This window comes from Abditibacteriota bacterium, from assembly GCA_017552965.1.
Taxonomy (GTDB): domain Bacteria; phylum Armatimonadota; class UBA5829; order UBA5829; family UBA5829; genus RGIG7931.
This window is the reverse complement of record JAFZNQ010000114.1, coordinates 1-23170: the sequence shown is the minus strand read 5'-3', so window position 1 is coordinate 23170 and position 23170 is coordinate 1. Positions and strand designations below refer to the sequence as shown.

Here is a 23170-nt window from a genome sequence, read left to right as displayed (position 1 = left end):
GATTATTACAACAACAAAAGGATCAAGCAGAAGCTTAACGGGATGACACCAAGCGAATACAGAAAAAAGGCATTAACCAATGGTTAAATAGAACGCGGGGATTTGGGGATTTTCTTTGTCCAACTTTTTGGGGTCACATCAATAGAACCGCGAGCCCGGGCTATGCTCTCCGACAGAGGGACGCAACAATACCCCGCGTCATCCCATTGCCTGCGTGCAACCCCGCGTCATCTCGGCGCCTCTGCAAGAGGCGGTAAGAGATCCCCTGTAATGGAACCGCGAGCCCGGGCTATGGACCAAGCCCAACGGGGCAAGGGAAAACGCTCGACTGCTACACTCGTCAGTCCCGAGGACCGGGTCCTCCCCGTTTGCCTTCTCCGGCCTTGCCGGAGTAAGGAAGAGGCAAACGGGTCCCGCCCGAGATCCCTTCCCGGAAATGGCCAAACGCCGATGGCGTTTGATCTGTTGCCATTTCCGCCGGGATGACACAATGTTTTTTCCGCCTCCTCAAAATAAAGCCGGAAGGACATCGTCCTTCCGGCATTGACAGCGATGGGGTTTACAGCTCGTAGATGCTGACGGCTTCTATGCCGTAGTCAAACAGCTGGTATTTCTCTATATACTGTCCGGCGTGCACGAAGCTGCCGGGGCTGATGTAGAGGCTGTCCTTTATCCCTGCGATCCTGTTGGGGCCGAAGGGGTTCACCAGGGTGGTGGCAAACACTATCTCAAAGGTGTTCTTGCCGTCCTTGACCCAGGCGGAGATATCAAAGGCGTCGGGCAGCCACAGGTTTTCTCCGGCCTTGGAGCCGTTGATATAGACCTGCACGCTGGACTTGTTGGCGTCATTGAGCTTGAGGATGGTCTTTGCCTTGCAGTCGCCCTCAAAGCTGCCCTTGAGGCTCACCTTGCCGGCGTAGAAGGGATAGCCTTCTTTGGTGATGTTGTGTCCCTTGATCCGGCAGGGGGCTGCTATGACGTACTTGTTGTCCGCCTTCTTGGAGAGGGAGAAGTCGCCGCAGATATAGGCCTCTTCCGCTTCGGTGGGGAAGTAGTCCTTCATGGGGGTCTCCACCTTCTTGTGGTGTCCGGGGCCGGTGATGTTGTTGTACTTCTTGCCCTTGATGACCAGGGTGTTTTCCCCGGGCTTGATGGAAATGGGCACCTTGGTAAAGGTCTTTTCCAGCCAGCCCTTTTCGGGGTCAAAGGCGCCGCCTTCGCCCTTCTTTCTGAGAGGCTTCACCTTCTTGCCGTTGAAGAGGATGGAGTCGTTGTTCTCCGCCACTTCGATGGCTGCAAAGGCGTCCAGAGCGATCTCCGAGGTGAAGGTGTATCTGGCTTCAAAGGGAGTGCCGTCGGGCTTTCTGTAAAACATATTGTGCCAGGCCAGGCAGCAGGGGCCTTCGTACACCTCGTCTCCCACCTTCAGCTTGTAGTCGTGGAGCACCAGGGTGTTCTCGCCCAGTATCTTGGCTCTGAAGTCCGTGATGGTGCTGACGGGGGTCTTTCTGTCCAGGTCGGCAAAGCATATGCCGCAGCCCAGGATGACGGGGCACTTGGCCCTGATGCCCTTGGCTTCGCTGCCTGCCAGGATCAGGATGCTGCCGGCGGGGGCGAAGGTGAGGTCCAGCGCCGCCATATCGCCGGACTCGTCCGGCTTGGCCTTGTAGGCTGTGCCGTCAAAGAGATCCACTATGGCGTAGGCTTCGGCCTTGGGTATGGAGAGCCTGGCCTTGACGGGGTGGCCCTTGTCTGTGTTGATGAAGAAGTATCTCAGGCTGCCCTCATACTCTCTCTCGTGGACCCACACGGAGCCCGCGTTGACGCCGGTGATCTTGTCAATGACGCAGGCTCTCCCCTGATACAGGCCGTCCACTATCCTGACGGCGTCGCCGATGGAGGAGGCTATGGTGTACTTGGCAAACTTGGTCTCCACAGGCTCGCCCTCCACCATGACGGGCAGGCCCTCGGTGAATATGAGGGTGCCGCCGTTCTTGGCGAACTTTTTGAGCAGCTTGTAGGTGCTTTCCATGATGTTGCTGCAGACGGGCACTACGACCGTGTGATAGGCGTGCTGACCCACTATGAGGGTCTTGCCCTCCACCTTGGCGTGGTTCTTCATCAGGTTTTCGTTGCCTATATGATAGTCCAGCTTGGCCGCCAGCAGCTGCTTGGCCGCCTGTTCAAAGGGAGTGTCGTATACGTGTTCGGGACCGTAGTTGCTTCTGCTGTCGAGAGGAGTGAACTCGCTCCATACGGAAGCCAGAGGCTGCATCAGGAGTATATCCACCTTGCGCTTGCCTTCCGCCGCGAAGGTGCAGATGCGGCCGAAGTAGTCGCCGCAGAGCTTCTCTTCCTGCCACCAGGGCTGCTGATAGAACAGGTTGGCGGGATAGTCGCGCTTCCGCTCGCCTCTCATGGAGTAGAGGGACAGATGATGGTTCACAAAGCTGATGCCCAGCAGGGTCTGCCAGTCGGCGATCCATTTTCTCTCGAAAAAGCTGACCTGTCCGCCCACGCAGCCGAAGACCTCGCTGAAGGCCCTCTCCTTGCCCAGCTGGTCCACGGCGGAGGCGCACTGCTTGTCGGTGACCACCTGTTCCAGGTGCCGCCCCAGCTTGTCGGTGCCGGGCCAGTGCATGAATTCGTAGTGGCTCATGACGTCTCCGGACCACTGGGTCTGGTACCAGCAGGAATCCTCGGACATAAAGTGGCCGGTGAATATTATGCCGTTCTTATCGCACCAGTCGTAATACTGCTTGGTAAAGCTCTGCTTGAAGAGGGCGGTGGCCGCCTCGTAATAATCGAAGCGGATCTTGCGGAAGTCGTCGCCTATGTTGAAGAACAGCTTGGGCAGATGCTCCCGGATATCGTAGCCCTTCATCTTGGTGAAGAAGTCGGGCAGATATTCCGACCAGGGCACCGCGTCTCCGCCGCCGAACAGGTAGCAGGGCTCGTCGGTGAATATGCCCGGTATCACTTTGCCGAAATATTCGCCTACGTGCTTCTTGTATTCCTCGTGAGTGCATTCCAGAAAGGCCTTGACGGCTTCGGGGTTCATGAGGTCCACGTAGGAGTAGCCGTTGAACCAGGTGTTGCCCAGCCGCTCTATGTGTCTGGCTATGGTCCAGGAGGCGCCGTGCCAGTCAAACTCGCACATTACCGTGTCGCCCTCGGGCACCTCGCCCTTCTTGGCGATGATGAGCTTGCGGGCCCTGAAGTTTTCGTCGGCTGCGGGCACCTTGCCGCCGGCAAAGCCGCTGGGCCACTTGTCTTCGTCATACAGCCAGGCGTAGATGCCTTCTTCCCTGGCGGTCTCGGCGCAGGCCTTGACTATATCCATCCACTCTTCGCCCAGATAGGGGGTCACGAGACCCACTCTGGAGTGCATGAAGAAGGAGCCCCAGCCCTTGTCTTTCATCTCTCTGACTTGTCTTACGCATTCGTCCTTGTCCAGCTTGTCGTTCCAGCTCCAGAAAGGCGCAGGCCGCATAATGGCCTTTGGATTTTTGAAGTGATCCATAGTGTTCTCCGTATTATTTCCAGTATTTGTTGCCGAAGGTGTCGGACAAATAGCTTATGCCGTGAATATGGTCCGCCTTGCGCGCGTCCAGCAAGGGGGACAGCGAGAATTTGAAGTCGCTGCCGGTCTGGAGGATCTTGACCACGATCCTGTGGACCTTGTCGGGCTGCGCTTCAAAGGGTATCCACCAGTCCTGCTGGCAGTAGGGCATGCTCTTCGGGTTTTCAAATACGAGCTTGCCGTCGATCCACACCTTGAAGGGCCCCGAGGCGCCTGCCATCAGGCCCGTCTGCTGGTGCTCCCGGGTGATGAACTCCCGCACGAAGTAATAGCAGCTCTCGCCCATGTTGAAGGATATGTCTTCCTTGCGGACCAGGTCCTCCGCCAGACAGATGGCGAAGGGATACTCTGCAGGCAGGTCCTTCTCCAAAAGGGCCTGCTCGTCCAGATATTCTCTGTCCAGGCGCACGTACTGATGGGTGCCCGCCTGGCCGAAGCCCAGCCGCCCGGGGTGATTGCAGACCTTGTCGTTGCGGAAGGGGCACTCGTCATGCTCGGCGGTGTCGTATATATCCCAGTAGGGGCCGTACACCTGCCAGCAACGGGCGCCTGCGACGCCCAGCTCCCGGCTCACGGACTCTCCGTCGCCTTCAAAGGAAAAGCGTACCAGGTTCTTGTCCCAGATGACGTTTTCCGAAAAGTCGTGGGTGAGGGTAAAGGTCTTTTCCAGGCAGCCTCCCGGAGGCAGCTCCGCATCCGGGTCAAGGGCGGGAAACACCTTGAGGTGAGGGGACAGGCTCTCGGCTCTGATGACGCCGCGAAGGGTCCTGGGAGAGGAGTTGATGAAGCATACCGACATGCCGTAGCCCCTTTCCGCATCGGGGGTGATGACGTCCTCCGGGTCGTTGCCGGACACTATCTCCACATTCGGGAGAGGCTCTCTCTCCGCAAAACGCTTCTGGACCGCAGCCAACAGGTCTGCGGGGACGCCCGTGATAAGCGCTGCCGTATTGTTGTTCAGGGTGCTCTCTATGCCCACGGCGCAGGTGTCCCGGGCAAAATCCAGGATAGGGGCTTCCTTGTGCCTGACTGCCACGTCGCAGGTCAGGTCCCTGCCCAGCTTTTCCAGCCAGTCCTCCGGCAGAACGCCCGTGCCCAGCATGGTCCCCAGCAGGGAGCAGGCGGTGGCCGCGGTGCAGTCCGTGTCAAAGGTCAGGGAGCAGCAGCAGGCCATAACCTTTTTGAAGTCGCTGCCGCCGTAATAGAGGGGCAGCAGGGAAAAGGCAAAGTTGATCTGGCTCTTGGAGGAATCGCTGTCGCCCCAGCGGCGCACCAGATAGAGATACATTTCCTTCAGGCCGGAGAGCTCCCGGACGCAATAACGCACGTCCCGGGTGATCTCCGCTATCTCGCAGTCCTCGGGCACTTCCATGAGAGCGGCGTTCACCACTTCGTCCAGATCGCTGCAGCAAAGGGCCCGGGCGTTGGCCGCCGCCCAGAACATCTCGGCATACACCGAGGTGCGCTGATGGTCCAGGGTGCCGTCGTGCCAGGCGTGCTCCGCCGCCAGAGCCGGGTTGCAGGGGGCGGTGAGGCCCCATATCTCTGCCCGGATGGGGCAGCCCTCGGATTCGGAAAAATAGAAGTTGTTGAAGCGGCCGCTGTCGGGAGGCAGGATGCCTCTCTGGGCGTTGTAGAGAAAGGAGCCGTATTCGGCGAAGTTGTACCAGCAGCGGTCCCGCCAGTAAGCCACCAGCCTGTCGTGGGTCACGTCGGTGCCCAGGTCCTCCAGCATTTCCAGCCAGACCACCTGTATATCCAGATCGTCGTTGGGATACACTATGGCGGGCCACAGCCCGTCGGGGGACAGCTCCTCAAAATATTTGTGCCCTTCGAACAGGGCGCCTATGACGCCTCCCAGACTCTTGCCCAGCCAGCAGGCGTGGACCTTGTCCAGATAGGCGTCGTAACTCAGCTCTATCTTATTCATTGCACGTCCTTGGAGATCTTTATTACTTATATACTAACATATATCGGGCAGAAATAAAAGACGGCGGGGCATTTTTTCCGGGGTGTGGTATAATAAAAAAGAATGCAAACAGAGGAGCGTGTGATGAAGGAAGCGTTGTTTTACAGGTGCGGCGTGTGCGGCAACATAGTGTTTGCCTCCCGGGAGGCCTCCCTCTGCTGCTGCGGCGCGCCCATGGAAAAGCTCAGGGACAACTCGGTGAAGTGCGACGTGCCCCGGCACCTGCCGGACGCCCGCATGGAGGACGGCCTGCTGAAGGTGACGGTGGGCATAGAGCTGCACCCGTCGGAGGAGGACCACTATATCGAATGGGTCTATGCGGAGACCGTCTCGGGAGGCGTGTTCCGGTTTTTCCGGCCCGGGGAGGAGCCACGCTGCGCTTTTCCCGACGGCACCAAGGTGCGGAACGTGTACGCGTATTGCTCCCGGCACGGCCTGTGGAAATGCATGAAGACATGAACTTCGCCCCGTCTGCTATGAAGCAGGCGGGGCGAAATGCTGTTATTCCATATCCACCTCGTACTGGTTGGCCTTTATATAATACATTCCCCGGTCGGCGGAATAGTATCGGACGAAGGCCTTTTGGCCGTCCTCGCTGAAGCCCAGGAAGCATATGAGACAGGCGCCACGCAGGTTGGCGTCGGTGCCCTGAGGGTCTATCAAAAACTGAGTGATCAGATTGCCGGCGTCCCCTTTTTCCTGTCTGCATATCACCAGGTCCCAGGGGTCGTGGCCGCAGACCACCAGCTGTATGGTCCGGTGCTTGCGTATATACTTTTCCCACAGGTCGTCGCCGTTGTTGGGCCTGCCCGCGGCGGGATACATGTCCTTGTCGTCCATGGTGGTGCCGTCCCTGAACAGATAGCAGTGGGTGGTGACGATGGCCTTGCAGTCCGAGTGCTCGTCTATGAGCCGGCCGGCCCATTCCATGACCTCGTCCCGGGGGCCGTATTCCAGAGTGAAGATGATATACTTGTTCTTGCCCACAGTGAGGAAGCGGTAGGAGTTGTCTATCTTGCCTTCTTCAAAAAAGCCGTCGCAGGAGGCTCTGTAGGCGGGTGTGTCAAAGGCCGCATTATATTCTTTGGAGCCGTCGTGGTTGCCTATGACCACGCCCCAGGGCAATATGCCGTTCAGGCGGTTGTACTGCTCCGCCGCCAGCTCCCATTCCCTGGGCAGGTTGCGGTTGGTGATATCCCCCAGTCCCATGACGTATTTTATCCTGTATTCGTCCTTTTTCTCAAGTATGGCGTCTATGAGCAGGTGGAACTTCTCCGGATAGGAGTCATTCACCACCTGAGTGTCCCCCAAAAAGGCTATGGACCAGGCTATCTGCGAGTTGTCTATATCCCCGGGCTTCACCCACAGGTCCTCCGGCTTGGTGTAGTTGGGATTTGTCTCGTGATACAGGGGATAATTGCCCGCCAGATCCTCTATGAAGTCCTTGCCTTCGGCCTTGCGCAGGTCGTAGTAAAACAGGAGCCCGGGCTCCCCCGGGTCCAGAGAGTACATATCGCTCCGGATCTCTTTTTCGCTGCGCACCGTGGCAAACTCCGCCACCGACAGCAGCTGTCCGTGAAAGTATGCGCCGTTGCCGTAGCGTTTGTCGCCGCCTATTATCAGGGGGATGGCCGGCTCCACGGTCTCAAATTCGGACAGAGGACGCACGGACGAAGGCATAGGCGCCTCGGTCACCGTCTCCGCGAGCCTGCCGTTCAGGTAGCACCGGGCTTCGTGCTCCGTCTCGTCCAGCACTATGGCCAGATGGACGGGCAGTCCGGTGGCGGCGTTGACGCCGGTGAACTTGATATCCGCGGTCCTGTAGTTTTTGCCCATGATATACAGCCGGGGATGCCCCGCTGCGTGGACCTCAAATATCACCGAGTGGCAGGTCATATCAAAATTGCCCGCTATGCTCCCGGCTCTGCCGGGGTAGTCCTTGGGCAGCCTGAGCCAGGCCTCATAGGTGTGGGCGGCCTCCCGGGGAGCCTCCTTCTGGGTGTAATAAACGTCCGGCCGGAAGGATATGCCGTAGGCCCACAGAGAGGCGGCCGCCAGCAGCAGCGCCACACACAGAAACAGCTTTTTCATGATCTACTCCATATCCAGCTCGTACTGGCTGTTTTTCATATAATACATTTCCCTGTCGGCGGAATAATACCGCACGAAGGCCTTTTTGCCGTCCTCGGAGAAGCCCAGGAAGCATATGAGGCAGGCGCCCTTCAGGGCCCCGTCGGTGCCCTGGGGGTCTATGAGAAGGCTGGTGACCAGGTTGCCGGCGTCTCCCTTTTCCTGCCGGCTGACCACCATGTCAAAGGGGTCGTGGCCGCAAATGACCAGCTGTATGGTCCGGTGCTTGCGGACGAACTTCTCCCACATGTGGTCCCCGTTGTTGGGCCTGCCGCCGCAGATGGTGGGGGGATAGGAGTCCTTTTCATCCATGGTGGTGCCGTCCCGGTAGAGATAGTTGTGGGTGGTCACTATGGCCTTGCATTCAGGGTGCTCGTCTATGAGCCGGCCCGCCCATTCCATGACCTCGTCCCGGGGGCCGTATTCCAGAGTGAAGATGATATACTTGTTCTTGCCCACAGTGAGGAACCGGTAGGAATTGTCTATCTTGTCTTCTTCGTAGAAGCCGTCGCAGGAGGCTCTGTAGGCGGGTGTGTCAAAGGCCGCGTTGTATTCCCGGGAGCCGTCGTGGTTGCCTATGACCACGCCCCAGGGGATAACGCCGTTCAGGCGGTTGTACTGCTCCGCCGCCAGCTCCCACTCCCGGGGCAGGTTGCGGTTGGTGATGTCCCCCAGGCCCATGACGTATTTCACGTTGTATTCGTCCTTCTTCGCCAGTATGCAGTCCATGAGCAGATGGAACTTCTCGGGATACTCGTCGTTCACCACCTGAGTGTCTCCCAGAAAGGCTATGGACCAGGCTATCTGCGAGTGGTCCACGTCCCCGAGCCACTTGTCTTCCTCCCTGACGAAGAGGGGGTTCTGTTCCCGGTAAAGGGGATAATGTCCGGCCAGGTCCTCTATGACCTCCAGGCCCTCGGCGCGCCGGAAGTCGTAGGCGAACAGCAGGTCCGGATCCGTGGGGTCTAAGTTGTACATATCCCGGCGGATCTCCTCCGGGGTGCGGACGTCGGCGTATTCCGCCACGGACAGCACGCTGCCCTTGAAAAAGGCTCCGTTGCCTATCCTTCTGTCCCCGCCTATGACCAGAGGGGTCACCGGGTCCGTGGTCTCAAACTCCGAGAGAGGCCGGGGCTCCGTGTACATGCCCACCTCCGTCAGAGTCTCCGCGAGCCGGCCGTTCAGGTAGCACCGGGCCTGATGCTCCGTCTCGTCCAGCACTATGGTCATGTGGACCCAGCGGCCCAGGGCGGCCCGGACATTGAGAAATTTGATGTCCGCCTGCCGGTTGTTCTTGCCCTCTATGTAGAGCCGGGGGTTGCCGGAGGAATACACCTCGAACACCTGGCCTGCCGCCATGCCGTAGTTGCCGGCGATGGAGCCGCCTCTGCCGGGGTAGTCCCTGGGCAGCTTCAGCCATGCCTCATAGGTGTGGGCGGGGCGGGGCAGCCGTTCCTTCTGGGTGTAATAAACGTCCGGCCGGAAGGATATGCCGTAGCCCCACAGAGAGGCAGCCGCCAGGAGCAGCGCCACACACAGAAACAGCTTTTTCATGATCTACTCCAGGTCCAGCTCGTACTGGTTGTTCTTCATGTAGTATTGCTGTTTGTCGCAGGAATAGTATCTGACGTACAGATGCTTGCCGTCCTCCGAGAAGCCCAGGATGCACACCAGACAGGCTCCGTGGAGGCTGGCGTCGGTGCCCTGAGGGTCTATGAGCATCTGGGTCACCAGATTGCCGTGGTCCCCCTTTTCCTGAGCCGCCACCACCATGTCAAAGGGGTCGTGGCCGTTGATGACGAATTGGATGGTCTTGTGCTTCCGGACGAACTTGTCCCACATGTGGTCCCCGTTGTTGGGCCGGCCGCCCAGGGTGGGAGGGCACACGTCGCCCTCGTCCAGAGTGGTGCCGTCCCGGAACAGGTAGCAGTGGGTGGTCACTATGGCCTTGCATTCAGGGTACTCGTCGATCAGCTTGCCGGCCCATTCCATCACTTCGTCCCGGGGGCCGTATTCCATGGTGAAGATGATGTATTTGTTGTCCCCCACGGTGAGGAAGCGGTAGGAGTTGTCTATCTTGCCCTCTTCGAAAAAGCCGGCGCAGGAGGCCCTGTAGGCGGGTGTGTCAAAGGCCGCATTATATTCTTTGGAGCCGTCGTGGTTGCCTATGACCACGCCCCAGTCTATAATGCCGTTCAGTCTGTTGTATTGCTCCGCGGCCAGCTCCCATTCCCGGGGCAGATTGCGGTTGGTGATGTCTCCCAGACCCATGACGTAGCGGATGTTCAGCTCGTCCTTTTGGGCCAGTATCCAGTCAAAGAGGAGGCGCAGCTTCTCGGGATAGGAGTCGTTGACCACCTGGGTGTCCCCCAGAAAGGCCATGGAATACGCTATCTGCGAGTTGTCCACCTTGTCCGGCTCCACCCAGCGCTCCGACTCGTCGATGTAGTAGGGATTGGCGATATAGTCCAGGGGATAATTCCCGGCCAGGTCTTCGATGGGGCCCCGGGCCGCCGCCTTTTTCAGGTCGTAGCAGAATATCAGGCCCGGGTCGGCGGGGTCCAGCCCGTACATGTCCCGCCTGATCTCCGCCGGGGTCCTCAGAGTGGAGAACTCCGCCACGGAGAGGATGCTGCCGGCGAACTTCACCATGTTGCCTATCCTTCTGTCGCCGCCTATGACCAGAGGCAGGGTGGGCAGCCGGGGCTCAAAGCCCGCAAGAGGCTTGTCCTGATTGTTGATCTTCACCTCTTCCTTGCTTTCCGCCAGCCGGCCGTTCAGATAGCAGTCGGCTCTGCCGGCCTCCGTGTCCAGCACTATGGCCACGTGGACGGGCAGTCCGGTGGCGGCGTTCAGGGCGCTGAACTGTATGTCGGCGGTCTGCAGCTTTTCGCCGTCTATAAACAGCCTGGGGACCCCGCGGCCGCCTATCTCAAAATTGTTGGCGCAGGTGATGCCGTAGTTGCCGGCGATGATGCCGCCTCTGGGAGCGTAGTCCCGGGGCAGTCTGACCCAGGCCTCGTAGGTGTGGGGCACTCTGTCCAGGGCCTTGCCCTGGGTGTACAGTCGGTCTGCCTCAAAGGTGAGGCCGGCGGCAAGGATGCCGGTGGCCGTGAGGATGAGCGCTATGGCCAAAAAGAGCTTTTTCATGATCCTTTCCTTTTATAGCAATTTGAGTCGCTTGATCTCCTTGATCCTGTCTCTTATGTCGGCGGCTTCCTCGAAGTTCAGGTCCTTGGCGGCCGCCTTCATATCCCGTTCCAGCTGCTTCAGATATTGGTCCAGATTCTCCACGTCGATCAGCTCCGGGGCGCCCTCCGGGGAGTTGCCGTTGCCGCCTCCGGACAGGCCCTCTATCATGTTCCTGACGTCCTTCCTGACCGTGTGGGGGGTGATGCCGTGGACCCGGTTGTATTCCTTCTGGAGCTCCCGGCGCCGCCGGGTCTCGCCGATGGCCTTTTCCATGGATTCGGTCACTGTGTCCGCATACATGATCACGGTGCCCCGCTCGTGGCGGGCCGCACGTCCGATGGTCTGCACCAGACTGGTCTCCGACCGGAGAAAGCCCTCCTTGTCGGCGTCCAGTATGGCCACCAGAGACACCTCCGGCAGGTCCAGACCCTCCCGGAGCAGGTTGATGCCCACCAGCACGTCATATACCCCCAGACGCAGGTCCCGGAGTATCTCGGTGCGCTCGATGGTCTTGATCTCGCTGTGCAGATACTGCACCTTGATGTCCAGCTCCTTCAGGTATTCGGAGAGGCTCTCCGCCATCTTTTTGGTGAGGGTGGTGACCAGAGTCCTTTCGCCCCGGGCAGCCCGCTGGGAGATCTCTCCGATCAGGTCGTCTATCTGTCCCTCCGAGGGCCGGACTATCACCTCCGGGTCCAGGAGGCCCGTGGGGCGTATCACCAGCTCCGCGGTGTTTTCCGTCAGCTCCTTTTCGTAGGGGCCCGGAGTGGCGGACACCCAGACCACCTGATGGACCAGCTTCTCAAACTCGTCGAACTTGAGTGGGCGGTTGTCCAGGGCGGAGGGCAGGCGGAAGCCGTAGTCCACCAGATTGACCTTGCGGGACCGGTCCCCGTTGTACATGGCCCTCAGCTGGGGTATAGACTGGTGGGACTCGTCCACGAACATGATGAAATCCTCGGGGAAATACTCTATCAGGCAGTGAGGGGTGGAGCCGGGAGCCCTGCCGTCCATGATGCGGCTGTAGTTCTCTATGCCGCTGCAGTAGCCCAGCTCCCGTATCATCTCCATGTCAAAGGTGGTGCGCTGATGGATGCGTTGGGCCTCCACCAGCATGTCTCTGGACCGGAAGTATTCCACCCGTTCGTCCAGCTCGTCCTGTATCTCCTTCAGGGCCCGGTCTATGTTGGCCTCGGTGGTGACAAAGTGGGTGGCCGGGAAGATGTGGACGGCGTCCCGCTTTTCCAGTATCTCGCCTGTGAGAAAGTTGACGATGTAGATGTTTTCCACCTCGTCGCCGAAGAGGAATATGCGTATGATGAAGTCCGAGTCGATGGGCTGCACCTCTATGATGTCGCCCCTTATGCGAAACATGCCCCTGTCCAGAGCAAAGTCGTTGCGCTTGAAGTCGATGCCCACCAGGTCCTTGATAAAGCCGTCCAGGTCAATGACGTCGCCCACCTTCAGCTCGATGCTGGTCGCCAGATAGGTCTCCTTGGGGCCTATGCCGTAGATGCAGCTGACGGAAGCCACTATGATGGTGTCCCGTCTTTCCAGCACCGCCCGAGTGGCCGAGTGGCGCAGCCGGTCTATCTCCGCGTTGACGGACGAATCCTTTTCCAGATAGAGGTCGGTCTCGGGGATGTAGCTCTCGGGCATGTAGTAGTCATAGTAGCTGACGAAGTATTCCACGGCGTTGTTGGGGAAGAACTCTCTGAACTCGGAGCATAGCTGGGCAGCCAGGGTCTTGTTGTGGGCGATGACCAGGGCCGGCCTCTGGAGCCTCTCTATGATGGCTGCCATGGTGTAGGTCTTGCCGGAGCCGGTGACGCCCAGGATGTTCTGATATTTGAGGCCTCTTTCCAGGCCTCCCGCTATGGACTCTATGGCCTCCGGCTGGCTGCCGGCAGGCCGGTAGTCCGATACCAGCTGAAACTGACGCATCAGAAGCTCATGCTCCCGATCTCAAAGTCAAAGCGCCTCTTGGAGTGGGTCCAGGCGATCCTGAACTCCTGAAAGCCGGAGCGCTTGCCTATGGCTATCTTGTAGTCCTGCCAGTTGAGATCGGGGTAATGCTGATAGGTGAAGAGGGCTCTTACGACCCAGGACTTCAGGGGCGACCACTCCAGCTCGGAAAACACGTTGTAGCTGCTGTCCTTGAAGTCGTAGGTGCTGCTGGAGTAGAGAGCCAGGTTGCGTATCCACAGAGTGACGTCTCCGGACAGATAGCTGCTCTCGTAGCGCTGCAGGGCGTTTTCGATGAGATAGCTGTAATACAGGTGTATGCTGTTGTTGCCGAAGGGGATCCTCAGACCGGCGTTGGCGGTGGTGATGTCGCCGCCGAAATGCCTCTGGAAGTTGTAGCTGTAGGAGCCGCCGAAATTGAACTGGACGGAGCCTGCGTCCAGATATTTGGAAAAGAGGTTCACGGTGGCCCTGTTGCCCCATCTGTGGCTGTTGTCCAGATACGACGCGTCATAGTAGATCTGGTCGGACAGAGTGTAGTTCATGAAGCCGAATATGGGCCGGGACGCGGTCTGAACGTAGGAGTTCAAATAATAGGTGTTGCGGCGGGCCTTGTAATATCTGTATCTGCCTCCCACGCTGTAATAAAACTTCGGCAGGCTCTGGGACCAGGTGACGCTCGACAGCAGATTCTCATGATTGGGGTATTCTATGCTGCTCTGCAGCTTTTTGCCTGCGCTGAATATGGTGCGGTTGTTGAAACGGAGGCCCCAGCCATGCTTTTGATTGACGTTCATGGCTTCCATGATGCCGGAGGAATTGGTGCCCTGGCCGTATTCGTGCTCCAGGTCCACCTTCCAGAAATCGCCGGTGGACAGGGTGCCCGACAGATTGGAGGAGTCTCTCTGGACCCGGACGGCGGTGGAGGTGGTGGGAGTCAGGCTCACATATACGGGCAGGTCTATCCTGAGGCCGTTGGAGCCGTAGGCCACAAAGTTGTCAAAGAGGCCGGCGCCGGCCCCCGCCAGGGTCATCTTCAGATAGGGCACCGTGAAGGTGCGGACGCCCTTGACGTACAGGGTGGGGGACTTGGCCTTGAGCTCCTTTCTGGGCTCCAGTATGAGCAGCTTGGCAGTCATGAACAGATCCGGAGAGGGATTGGGCTCGTAGTCAAAGCTGACGCCGGAGGGCAGCTCCTCCAGCTCCTCCACCCTCAGGTCCGTGATACGCACGGAGCCGGGGCGCAGCTTGCCTTCTTCGTTGCGGATGTAGCCGTAGGCCGCGCCGGTCGAGATGTTCACAAAGAGCTCTGTGGAGGTCACCTGCTTGTCCTGCCGCGACAGAGTGAGGTATTCGCCCATGAAGGGCCGCAGGATCATGGTGTTGCGGAGAGTGTTGATCTGGCATTCGTAGCACTCTATGGTGAGGCCCTTGTATTTCACCGTCACGTCGCCGTAGGCTGCCTCTATGACGCTGTCGTCCGCGTTGTAGCACAGGTACTTTTTGCCCTCCACGGACACGTAGTTCTCGCTGACTATGTCTGTGCCCGGAGCCAGAAAGTCCACCTGGCAGCGGGATATGACCCCCAGCATGGGGATGGTGGCGGTGACTATGGCAGTGCCCTCGTTGGGCACCGAGTGGAGAGTGGGGGACACGGTGCCGCCAGAGGTGTCGGCGTAGGGAGTGATGGTCCCCAGGCTGGTGGTAAACTCCACCCTGACGCCGTCGGACACGGCGTTGCCCTTGTTGTCATATATCTCGCAGGTGATGGACGTAGTGGACTGCCCGTCCGCTATAATGGCGGACGGGTAGGGCCGCATGATGATGGAATAACCGAATTGTCCGAAGACCGCGGCCGAAAGGGTCAGAAGAAAAAAGACACAGACGAGTTTTTTCATACATTATAAAAACAAAGCGGGCGTTACACCCGCTTTGCTTATGGTTTGCTATCAGTCAACAGGGATGGACAAGGTATACTTGACTCCGTCCTCGGTGACGGTGGTGCCGGGTATGCTGGAAGGATTGTATATGATCTCGAGTGGCTCATAGACATACACCCAGTAGCCGGTGTTGGGCAGAAGCTGGGCCTTGACCGTGTTCTGGACGTTGTAGCCCCACTTCTCTTCGTTCCAGCCGTACACGGAGGAACCCATCCACTTGTAGGTCTCCACAGCCTCGGTGATAGAGGCCACGTCGCCTGTCCTCTTGTTGCGGACGTTGCAGCCCAGCCACTGAACAGGGAACACGTAGGGGTTGCCCACTATATTCCAGCCTGCGTACAGGGTCACGTGCCTGTCGTTGATGTAGTCCGTGTCACGGGGATCGATGTCGTTGGGCAGGGCAGCGTCGGGATAGAAGAAATCGATGGATTTCATACCCTTGTCCTTGCCGATCCAGAAGCCCTGTCCAGGAGTGATCTTGGACATGTTCTTCTCACGGACATATTTGTCCTCGGTGCCGATGACCGGATCCCAATAATAGAGCACGGTGTTGCCTTCGCCGAACACGTCGTCGATGGTGTAGTCAGTGCCGCTGAAGGGGCTGGCCATCAGAGTCCAATCCTGGGTGATGGTCCCGGACTTGGTGGTGGGGAAGGCTATGGTCCTGGTGACCGTCTGGGTCCAGTAATCGGAGTCCATATCGGGATGCTGCCAGGAGGCCTCGCCTATGTATTTGCCGCTGGAGACTACCTTGAAGGAGATGTCTCCGGACACGTCGCCGACTACCCTCACCTTCCACTCGGCGTAAGCGGAGCTTCTCTGCTTCACGGTGCCGATCCACTTCTTGGTGGCGGACTCGCCGTCTGCCAGCAGCAGGCCGCAGTAGCCTTCGTGGCCCTTTTCGGGCAGGTCGATGGTAAAGCTGATATTGTTGATATCAAAGTTGGTCTTTTCGCAGGCGCAGTTGGCTATCCTGGCGGTGACGGTGAACTCCTGAGGAGTCACGGCGTCTTCGTCGGCGTCATAGTTCATGTTGGTGGGGCATTCCACCATGGTGACAAAGCTGTCGCGGATGAAGTTCTTGCCAACCTGAGAACCGGTGGCAAAGTCCATATCGCCTTCGCCGTAGTAGGTGACGATGCGTCTGGTCTTGCCGGGGAGTATCTCCTGGCTCTTCCAGGTCACCATATAGACGGTGGGCCAGGCTTCAGACTCTTCGAATACGAAGGTGGGATCCGGAGCGTAGGCGGCTCTGGACTGACCTGCCTCGGGCCACACGTCGGCAGTGGGGAAGCCGCCGTCGTCATGGAAGGCATCCACGCCGTCCATCCAGTAGCCGGCGATACAGGCGCGGTTGTAGTTGCCCATGCCAAACAGATGATAGGCGTCATCCACGGTGATGAAGTCGGGCTTGGTGGCGTCATTGCCGGTGAAGGTAAAGGTGGCATGGCTGACCATATCGTCCACGTTCAGAGGGAAGCCGTACTGATCCTTGCCTGCGCCTCTGGCATAATAATAGCCGTAGATGTCCATCTTCTCGGGTATCTGCTTCGAGTTCAGAGTCTTGGCTCTGGTGGCCATGCCCACGCCGGGCATGTAATAATAGGCCTGGCCTCTGGTCTGATACCAGCCGCTGCTGGGGTCGCCCTTGTCAAAATAGTGGCTCTGAGGATCTTCCCACACGTTGGCGGTGCCGGTCATGGCAAAGCCCACCTTGGGAGCTACCTCGCCCAGGTTCGATATCTGGAAATCAAAGCGGGCCTGGTCGTAGAGACAATGGGTGGTGATCTTCACGTCCAGGTTGGAGTCTTCGATGTGCCACACAGCCTCGCAGTAGGGGCCGTACTTGCCCTTGCCGTTGATGAGCTCTTCGGGGCCGTAGCTTCTGGAATACTTCCAGTAGCCGGTCTCCTCATCGCCTATGAAGTAGAAGTGCTCGGTGCCGTCGGGGTCCTCCACTCTCAGCTTCATGGTGTTGAACTTGCCGGCTCCGGCAGCGGCTCCGTTGCCCTTCCACACAAAATTCTCGCTTGCCCATTCCAGATACTGATTTCTGAAAATGGGAGTCAGGCTGTTGTAGTTCTTGCGCTCGGCTCTCTTTTCGGTGATGCCGGCGGTCCTGGCGGCGCCCTTGTAGAAGGTGTCGTTGATGACAAAGCCCTTGTTTTCTCTGGCTACGAACCATCTGCCGGCTACGCCGTAGGAGTTGAGGGTGACGTCGCCGTTGCACTCCTTGAACCAGGTGGGGGATACGCCTTCATCCACCGATTTGTAATACCTTGTCAGACCCTCGCTGTTCCAGTCACAGGTGCCGGAAATGCCAAAGCCTGCCAGCAGACGATAGGTGTTGGCGTCTTCATACGACCGTGAGATCGCAACGCCCTGGGCGAAGATCTGGCCGGACAGCAATACAAGGACTATTGCTATTAATGAAATTAAAGCAAGAGATGTCTTTTTCATTTTGTTTGTCCTCGATCAAAAATTCAATAACGGCGGGTGCCCTGTGGGGGGCACCCATATTTGCTTGGTTAATTAGGGCACAGAGGGAGGAAGGGGAGCAGATTCCACTATCTGGAACGTGCCGGGTCTTCCCAGAGTCCACTGTGTCGCAGTGTCATATTCGTTGCGCACGTCCACCTTCCACTGGCAGGTGTAGGGCATGCCGTTGTCCTGAGCTATGTCAAGGCCGTTGTCCTTGATCCAGGAGGCCAGCTCTCTGCACTGGGCCTGGGTCAGGCTCACCTCTTCATAGGACTCCATAGGGTTCAGATTGAACACCTTGTCGGCCACGCCGGACTTGTCGGCGGAGAAGGTGACGCGGAAGAGCATCTTGACTGTGCTGATGTCATAGTCGGTGGGCTTTACGAAGGTAGGAGAGTCCGTACCGTCGTACACGTCGTCATAATATACGGTGGGACCAAAGGTCAGGTCGACTATTCTGGCGAAGCGGGTGATCTTGATGTCCTTGAAAGCAGGGCTGGTGCCTTCCTTGGTCTCGGAAGAGTCGCCGTCCACTATGTTCTCGGTGGTGGTCCAGTAACCGCTGTAGGTGTACTGCACGTTGGCGTCGGGCTGGGTGCCTTCGTTCTCGGGATCCCAGTTGAACACGTTGACGTTCATATCGGAATAGCCGCTGGTGCTGATTACCCAGGGACCTTCCTGAGGACCGTTGGAGGCCTGTCTGAACAGGTTCAGAGCGCTGACCTTGCCGGCCATATTGCCCTTGACGGCCTTGACCTTGATGATACCGGGGGTGGTGCCTGCTTCGGCCGAAGGAGCGGAAGAGGAAGACCCGCCGGAAGAGAACAGGGCGGCAATGCCCAGAGCGGCAGCCACGCCCAGAGCGACCATACCGGCGTTGCCCAGCTTGGTGCCCTTGGCAGCCTTGGCTTCGCTGTTGACGGTGCTGATGCCTGTGACAGTGTCGGTGCTGGAAGCATTCTTCGAGGTGTAGGCTCCGGAATACACTGCGGTGCAGGTGTCCTCGGGCTTGATGCCTATCTTCTGCTTGATGATCCTGGCAGTGGAGTCCAGATCGCCGGCGCTGATGACTTCAACGTAACCGATGGTGGTCTCGGCGCGGGTCACGACCATTCTCATGCCTTTTCTGATGTTGCCGCGGACGCCGGTGTTCAGGATGACGTTGTCCTCGCCCACAGTCATGTAAACGGTAGCGGTGGGGACCTTGTAGGAGCAGATCTTCTCCACTACGCTGTACACGCCTCTTTCGAGAGCTTCGATCACCAGATCCTCGTCGGTGCCCTCGTAGCCCGCTCTGGCTCTGGAGGTGCCGGAGGCGTTGGCGCCTACGGTGACTTCGCCGGTGGCCTTGTCAACGTACTGGACGGTCATGTCCACCTTGGCGGTCTTGACGTCGGACTTGTTGTCAACGGTGATGCCGGTGATGAAGCCTTCCAGAATACCGTCCACTTCCAGCTCTTCGGACAGTCTGACGGCGTCCAGGTTGGACATAGGGGTCCTGATGTTGAGCTTGTCAAGAGCGGCATTGATCTCGTCCTGGTTTTCGACTACGACCTCAAATCCGAAATCCTTCTTTTCCAGCTCGTTGATCAGCTGAGCGGTAGCGTTTTCGGCTATCAGATTGTTGTATGCGTTGGAATCGTTTACGAAATCAACCACGGCTACCTTTTTGACGCCGATGGCATCCTCAAGTCTGGCGCCGGCCTGAGCATACGCAGGCTTGGCGGTAAGGTTGCCGGGAATAATGGTGGCAAGCATCGCAATGGTGAGAAGCTTGCAAATAACCTGAGTTATTTTTGAACGCATAATGGTCTTCAAAGAATTAAATCCTCCGTATTTCTTCGTTATGTAATGCCGCGTCGGGCAGAAAATAAAGAACTTGGAGCCGCCGGGGCGGCGCGCTTTACTCGCTGTAAAGCTGTATTTGCCGGACTATGTCCTCCCGGGGAGTATAGCCCTCCAAAGAATTGTCGATCACAAAATCAGCCATTCGGGCCTTGTCCTCAAGGCTCATCTGCAGCCGGATCCTCCTCAGGGCGTCCTCCCGGGACATGCCCCTCTTCTCCAGCCTGGCCAGCCTGGCCTCTTCCGAGGCGTAGACTACCCACACCTTGTGGCACAGCCACTGCAGGCTGCACTCATAGAGCAAAGGAAGTTCCAATGCTATTATATCATATTTTCGGCCGAAATGACTAATTTCGTCCTGAATTTTTTTGATAATATAGGGATGGGTCGCTCCGTTCAGAGCCGACTGGGCTTCACGATCCCTGAAAGCCCTCTCGGCCAGCAGCCTGCGCGACACCTTGCCGTCAGGGGCGATATCCCGCCCGAACAGCCGGACCAGCTCTGCGGTCACGGCCCTGTCCTCCAGGGCGCTGTGGCCGATGCGGTCGGCATCTATGACCGGGATACCCAGGTCCTCCAGGATGCGGCAGACGGTGGATTTGCCGCTGCCCACCCCTCCGGTGACGCCGATGACCATCAGAGGCTGACGACGGTCCTCGATTCCCTGTCAGGCTTCATGGGCTCGTAGCCCGGCTTGCCCAGCAGCCTGAACATATACTGCTTGTAGGCCTCCACTCCCGGCTGATCGAAGGGGTTGACCCCCGTCAGCAGGCAGGAGATGGCGCAGGACAGCTCGTAAAAGTATATCAGCGACCCTACGGAGGCTTCGTCGGCCCGGGCGATATACACTGTCAGGTTTGGCACGCCCCCGTCGGTGTGGGCCCTGGCCGTGGCCTCGTAGGCCATGCTGTTGACCCAGGAGAGCCGCTTGCCCGCCAGGTAGTTCATATTGTCTGTGTTGTCGTCCTTGTAAGGGACTTCCGGCCCGGAATCATCCCCGTCTATCATGACAAAGGTCTCAAACAGATCTCGCCGCCCTTGCTGGATATACTGCCCCAGGGAGTGCAGATCGGTGGAGAACATGCAGCTGGCGGGGAATATCCCGCAGCCGTCCTTGCCCTGGCTCTCGCCGAAGAGCTGTTTCCACCACTCGGCAAAGTAGAAGAGTCTGGGCTCAAAGGCGGACATGATCTCTATATCGCAGCCCTTCAGCATCAGCGCGTGTCTTGCGGCAGCGTAGATAAGGGCAGGGTTCTTGTCAAACGGCGCCTTGCCGAAGGCTTCCGCCGCCGCCCTGGCGCCCTCGGTGAGAGCGCAGACGTCTATGCCCGAGTATGCTATGGGCAAAAGACCTACCGCCGACAGTACCGAATATCTGCCGCCTATGTCGTCCGGAACGACAAAGGTGTCGATGCCTTTGGCTTTGGCGTAGTCCAGCAAAGCGCCTTTCCGTCTGTCGGTGGTGACAGCCATCAGGGACGTATCCGTCACCAGGTCCTCAAACAGCCTGAGGGCTATGGCGGGCTCGGTGGTGGTCCCCGACTTGGAGATAACGTTGACGGCTACCTTTTTGTCCTTCAGCCGGGCCTTGAGCGACTCTGCGTAGGCTGCCGAAATGTTCTGCCCCGCGAATACCACTCTGTCAGAGGACGGAAGAATAGCGTCTGTTACGGCTCGGGCCCCTAAATAGGACCCTCCTATTCCTATAACTAACAAAACGTCGCTATTGTTCCTTAAATACTCTGCTTTTTCCCTGATTTTGTCCGCCTCTCCGGGCCCGAGAATGGACCCCGGGTCCAGCCATCCGGTGAAGGCGCTGCCGGGGCAGGAGCCCTCCCGCAGCTGCCTGTCACACAAGCTCACCGCAGGCTCTCTCCGGCACAGCTCCTCCATAGAGACAAAGGGAAGAAGGTTCGTGATATCCAGCGCCAAAGGCACTTTTTGAAAAATCATTATGAGACCCGATTTTTAATAATACTACTTATATTATACATTAATCACGGGTCGTTTTCATAGTAGGCAGGAAAAAAATAGTCAAAAAACAGAAAAAAGGAAGCCGCGCGGGCTTCCTTGTGATATTTATTTGACGGGCTCGGGGGGATTGGCTGCGTGGACCGAGGCCGTCATGGGGAACACGCTGTTTTTGGCGGGAGCCGCCCAGCGGACGGCGTTGGTGATCACCTGCTGCACCTCCGGCTGCTTGTAGATGGGGCAGGATTCGTGGCCGGGGGAGAAGTAGAACACCTTGCCCTTGCCTCTGTGCCAGGTGCAGCCGCTGCGGAACACTTCGCCTCCGCTGTACCAGGATATGAACACCGTGGCCTCCGGGTTGGGGATGTCAAAGTGCTCGCCGTACATCTCGGTGTGGGGCACCACAAAGCTCTCGCCCAGACCTTCGGCTATGGGATGGGAGGGGTCGATGACCCAGACTCTTTCGTGCTCGTTAGGCAGCTCTCTCCACCGAAGGCCGCAGCTGGTGCCCATGAGCCGCCGGAATATCTTGGAAAAATGGGCGGAGTGCAGGAGTATGATGCCCATGCCATTGAGGACCCGATTCTGCACCTTGTCCACGATGGCGTCGGACACCTCGCTGTGGGCCATGTGACCCCACCAGGTGAGCACGTCGGTGTTGTCCAGCACCTCGTCGGTGAGGCCGTGCTCCGGCTCGTCCAGGGTGGCGGTCCGGGCCACTATGTCATCCGACTTGTTCAGAAAATCCGCTATGCAGCCGTGTATGCCCTGAGGATACAGCTTGCCGATGGGATGGTCCAGGTTTCTTTCGTGTCTGTATTCGTTCCACACAGTTACTCTGATGGCCATGTTACGTCTCTCCAAAAAGAATGTATTTATTTTATTATACACCTGCCGGAGGGGATTTGGCAACAAAAAAAGAGCCGCCGCCGGAAAAAAACGGGCCCGGGGCTGATGTAATGATTATTATTTATAGCAGATGGCGCCAAGGGGACCGGGCGATCTGTCCCGTTCAACAACAACGTCATCTCGGCGCGGCCGGCAGGACGCCAAGGCGTCTGACATATGGCCGGCCGCGCCGAGATGACGCGGGGTGGCACCTGCGTATGTCTGCTTCATTCGCTTGCCCCGAGGACCGGGTCCTCCCCATTTGCCCCTCTGTCTGCGACAGAGCAATGAACGGGCAAACGGGTCCCGCCCGAATTACACCCCGGCGAAACCTTTTTCGCCGGGGACCCCGATCCCTTCCCGGAAATGGCCGAGCGCTAAAGCGCTTGATATATGGCCATTTCCGCCGGGATGACGCCCGATCGAAGCATTTACGCTCTCCCATACCTCTCGCCTGCCCCGCGATACGGCCCCTCCCACCAGCCCTCTCCGGCTTTGCCGGAGCAATGAAAGGGCTGGCGGGCCCTCCGCAGATCTCTGATCGGAAATGGCCAAATGCAGAGCGTTTGACATATGCCATTTCCGGCGAGATGACGCGGGGATATGGCGCGCCGAGGTGACGGCGGTTGAGAGCATGGTCATTTCCCGCGGGATGACGCGGCCTTAGCGCGCAAACGCGGACGACGGATCTGCGCCGGGACGAGTGATTTGTCAAACTAAGTGCAACAGTTTTGGATTTCGAGGTCCCACAGAAACTGAGCAGAACGAAATTTAAGAACCTTACGAGGCCTGGCGTTGATAAGCGCCAGGTTTCGTTGTAGCGTAGCCGGCGCGACACGGGAAAGATTGCGCCCTTTAGGGTAAAATTCCCTGAGCAACCCATTGCTGTTTTCATTGGATCCCTTTTGCCAGGCACAATATGGATCGGCAAAATAGATATCACAATTGAGCCGTTTTTCTATACTGGCCCAGCTGGCAAACTCCGATCCCCTGTCGCAAGTTATGGACTTCACCAATTGCTGCGGGAACTGGGATAGCATCTGTACAATTGCATTTTCAATGGTAGCTGCCTTTTTGTCCGGCAGCTTCGCAGCCATGTAAAAGCGTGTCTTTCTTTCGGCAAGAGTGACAAAACATGCCTTGCTTTTGCCCGAACCACTTAAAATCGTGTCTGCTTCCCAGTGCCCGGCAACTTCTCTCTTGTAG

At 58.1% G+C, this 23170-nt stretch carries 15 protein-coding genes; 2 read left to right on the top strand and 13 right to left on the bottom strand.

Annotated elements, in window-relative coordinates; genetic code table 11:
- Positions 1 to 87, top strand: an 87-nt coding sequence (locus IK083_09320; protein MBR4749751.1) for an IS3 family transposase, incomplete at its 5' end; no start/stop codon positions are given.
- A 472-nt stretch (positions 88 to 559) separates the two neighbouring features.
- On the opposite strand, the gene IK083_09315 is transcribed toward IK083_09320, so the two are convergent.
- Together IK083_09315 and IK083_09310 are read right to left on the bottom strand one after the other, a co-directional pair.
- Positions 560 to 3523: a glycoside hydrolase gene (locus tag IK083_09315; GenBank protein MBR4749750.1), complete on the bottom strand. Its 2964-nt coding sequence runs from the start codon at positions 3521 to 3523 to the stop codon at positions 560 to 562.
- 13 nt (positions 3524 to 3536) lie between these two features.
- Positions 3537 to 5513: an ADP-ribosylglycohydrolase family protein gene (locus tag IK083_09310; protein MBR4749749.1), complete on the bottom strand. Its 1977-nt coding sequence runs from the start codon at positions 5511 to 5513 to the stop codon at positions 3537 to 3539.
- Between the two features lie 123 nt (positions 5514 to 5636).
- On the opposite strand from IK083_09310, the gene IK083_09305 reads away from it, so the two are divergent.
- Positions 5637 to 6011 carry a desulfoferrodoxin gene (locus IK083_09305; protein ID MBR4749748.1) on the top strand — a complete coding sequence of 125 codons (375 nt, stop codon included), beginning with the start codon at positions 5637 to 5639 and terminating at the stop codon, positions 6009 to 6011.
- 42 nt (positions 6012 to 6053) lie between these two features.
- Here the strand turns inward: IK083_09305 and IK083_09300 are convergent, their stop codons facing one another.
- The 11 genes from IK083_09300 to IK083_09250 form a co-directional block, all read right to left on the bottom strand.
- On the bottom strand, positions 6054 to 7643 hold the full coding sequence (locus IK083_09300; protein MBR4749747.1) for a metallophosphoesterase: 1590 nt from the start codon (positions 7641 to 7643) through the stop codon (positions 6054 to 6056).
- A gap of 3 nt (positions 7644 to 7646) precedes the next feature.
- On the bottom strand, positions 7647 to 9236 hold the full coding sequence (locus tag IK083_09295; GenBank protein ID MBR4749746.1) for a metallophosphoesterase: 1590 nt from the start codon (positions 9234 to 9236) through the stop codon (positions 7647 to 7649).
- Positions 9237 to 9239: 3 nt separating this feature from the next.
- Complete coding sequence (locus tag IK083_09290; protein ID MBR4749745.1) at positions 9240 to 10832, bottom strand: metallophosphoesterase; 1593 nt, start codon at positions 10830 to 10832, stop codon at positions 9240 to 9242.
- Positions 10833 to 10844: 12 nt separating this feature from the next.
- Positions 10845 to 12818: an excinuclease ABC subunit UvrB gene (gene uvrB / locus IK083_09285; protein ID MBR4749744.1), complete on the bottom strand. Its 1974-nt coding sequence runs from the start codon at positions 12816 to 12818 to the stop codon at positions 10845 to 10847.
- Positions 12818 to 14737 (bottom strand): hypothetical protein, encoded by a 1920-nt coding sequence (locus IK083_09280; GenBank protein MBR4749743.1) that lies wholly within the window; start codon positions 14735 to 14737, stop codon positions 12818 to 12820. Before IK083_09280 ends, uvrB begins: the two co-directional genes overlap by 1 nt.
- 51 nt (positions 14738 to 14788) lie before the next feature.
- On the bottom strand, positions 14789 to 17239 hold the full coding sequence (locus IK083_09275; GenBank protein ID MBR4749742.1) for a hypothetical protein: 2451 nt from the start codon (positions 17237 to 17239) through the stop codon (positions 14789 to 14791).
- Positions 17240 to 17311: 72 nt separating this feature from the next.
- A complete protein-coding gene (locus tag IK083_09270) occupies positions 17312 to 19018 on the bottom strand; it encodes a hypothetical protein (protein ID MBR4749741.1) in 1707 nt (568 codons plus the stop codon).
- A 145-nt stretch (positions 19019 to 19163) separates the two neighbouring features.
- Positions 19164 to 19742, bottom strand: a complete 579-nt coding sequence (locus IK083_09265; GenBank protein MBR4749740.1) for a dephospho-CoA kinase — start codon at positions 19740 to 19742, stop codon at positions 19164 to 19166.
- On the bottom strand, positions 19742 to 21058 hold the full coding sequence (locus IK083_09260) for a glucose-6-phosphate isomerase (GenBank protein MBR4749739.1): 1317 nt from the start codon (positions 21056 to 21058) through the stop codon (positions 19742 to 19744). The genes IK083_09265 and IK083_09260 overlap by 1 nt, the downstream gene beginning before the upstream one ends.
- Before the next feature lie 126 nt (positions 21059 to 21184).
- Complete coding sequence (locus tag IK083_09255; GenBank protein MBR4749738.1) at positions 21185 to 21925, bottom strand: ThuA domain-containing protein; 741 nt, start codon at positions 21923 to 21925, stop codon at positions 21185 to 21187.
- A gap of 755 nt (positions 21926 to 22680) precedes the next feature.
- A partial coding sequence (locus tag IK083_09250) for an IS30 family transposase (GenBank protein MBR4749737.1) occupies positions 22681 to 23170 on the bottom strand: 490 nt, incomplete at its 5' end.

Bases quoted from the DNA above. Each gene is read 5' to 3' on its own strand.
- IK083_09315 (MBR4749750.1), bottom strand. From the start codon at position 3,523: ATGGATCACTTCAAAAATCCAAAGGCCATTATGCGGCCTGCGCCTTTC.
- IK083_09310 (MBR4749749.1), bottom strand. From the start codon at position 5,513: ATGAATAAGATAGAGCTGAGTTACGACGCCTATCTGGACAAGGTCCAC.
- IK083_09305 (MBR4749748.1), top strand. From the start codon at position 5,637: ATGAAGGAAGCGTTGTTTTACAGGTGCGGCGTGTGCGGCAACATAGTG.
- IK083_09300 (MBR4749747.1), bottom strand. From the start codon at position 7,643: ATGAAAAAGCTGTTTCTGTGTGTGGCGCTGCTGCTGGCGGCCGCCTCT.
- IK083_09295 (MBR4749746.1), bottom strand. From the start codon at position 9,236: ATGAAAAAGCTGTTTCTGTGTGTGGCGCTGCTCCTGGCGGCTGCCTCT.
- IK083_09290 (MBR4749745.1), bottom strand. From the start codon at position 10,832: ATGAAAAAGCTCTTTTTGGCCATAGCGCTCATCCTCACGGCCACCGGC.
- uvrB (MBR4749744.1), bottom strand. From the start codon at position 12,818: ATGCGTCAGTTTCAGCTGGTATCGGACTACCGGCCTGCCGGCAGCCAG.
- IK083_09280 (MBR4749743.1), bottom strand. From the start codon at position 14,737: ATGAAAAAACTCGTCTGTGTCTTTTTTCTTCTGACCCTTTCGGCCGCG.
- IK083_09275 (MBR4749742.1), bottom strand. From the start codon at position 17,239: ATGAAAAAGACATCTCTTGCTTTAATTTCATTAATAGCAATAGTCCTT.
- IK083_09270 (MBR4749741.1), bottom strand. From the start codon at position 19,018: ATGCTTGCCACCATTATTCCCGGCAACCTTACCGCCAAGCCTGCGTAT.
- IK083_09265 (MBR4749740.1), bottom strand. From the start codon at position 19,742: ATGGTCATCGGCGTCACCGGAGGGGTGGGCAGCGGCAAATCCACCGTC.
- IK083_09260 (MBR4749739.1), bottom strand. From the start codon at position 21,058: ATGATTTTTCAAAAAGTGCCTTTGGCGCTGGATATCACGAACCTTCTT.
- IK083_09255 (MBR4749738.1), bottom strand. From the start codon at position 21,925: ATGGCCATCAGAGTAACTGTGTGGAACGAATACAGACACGAAAGAAAC.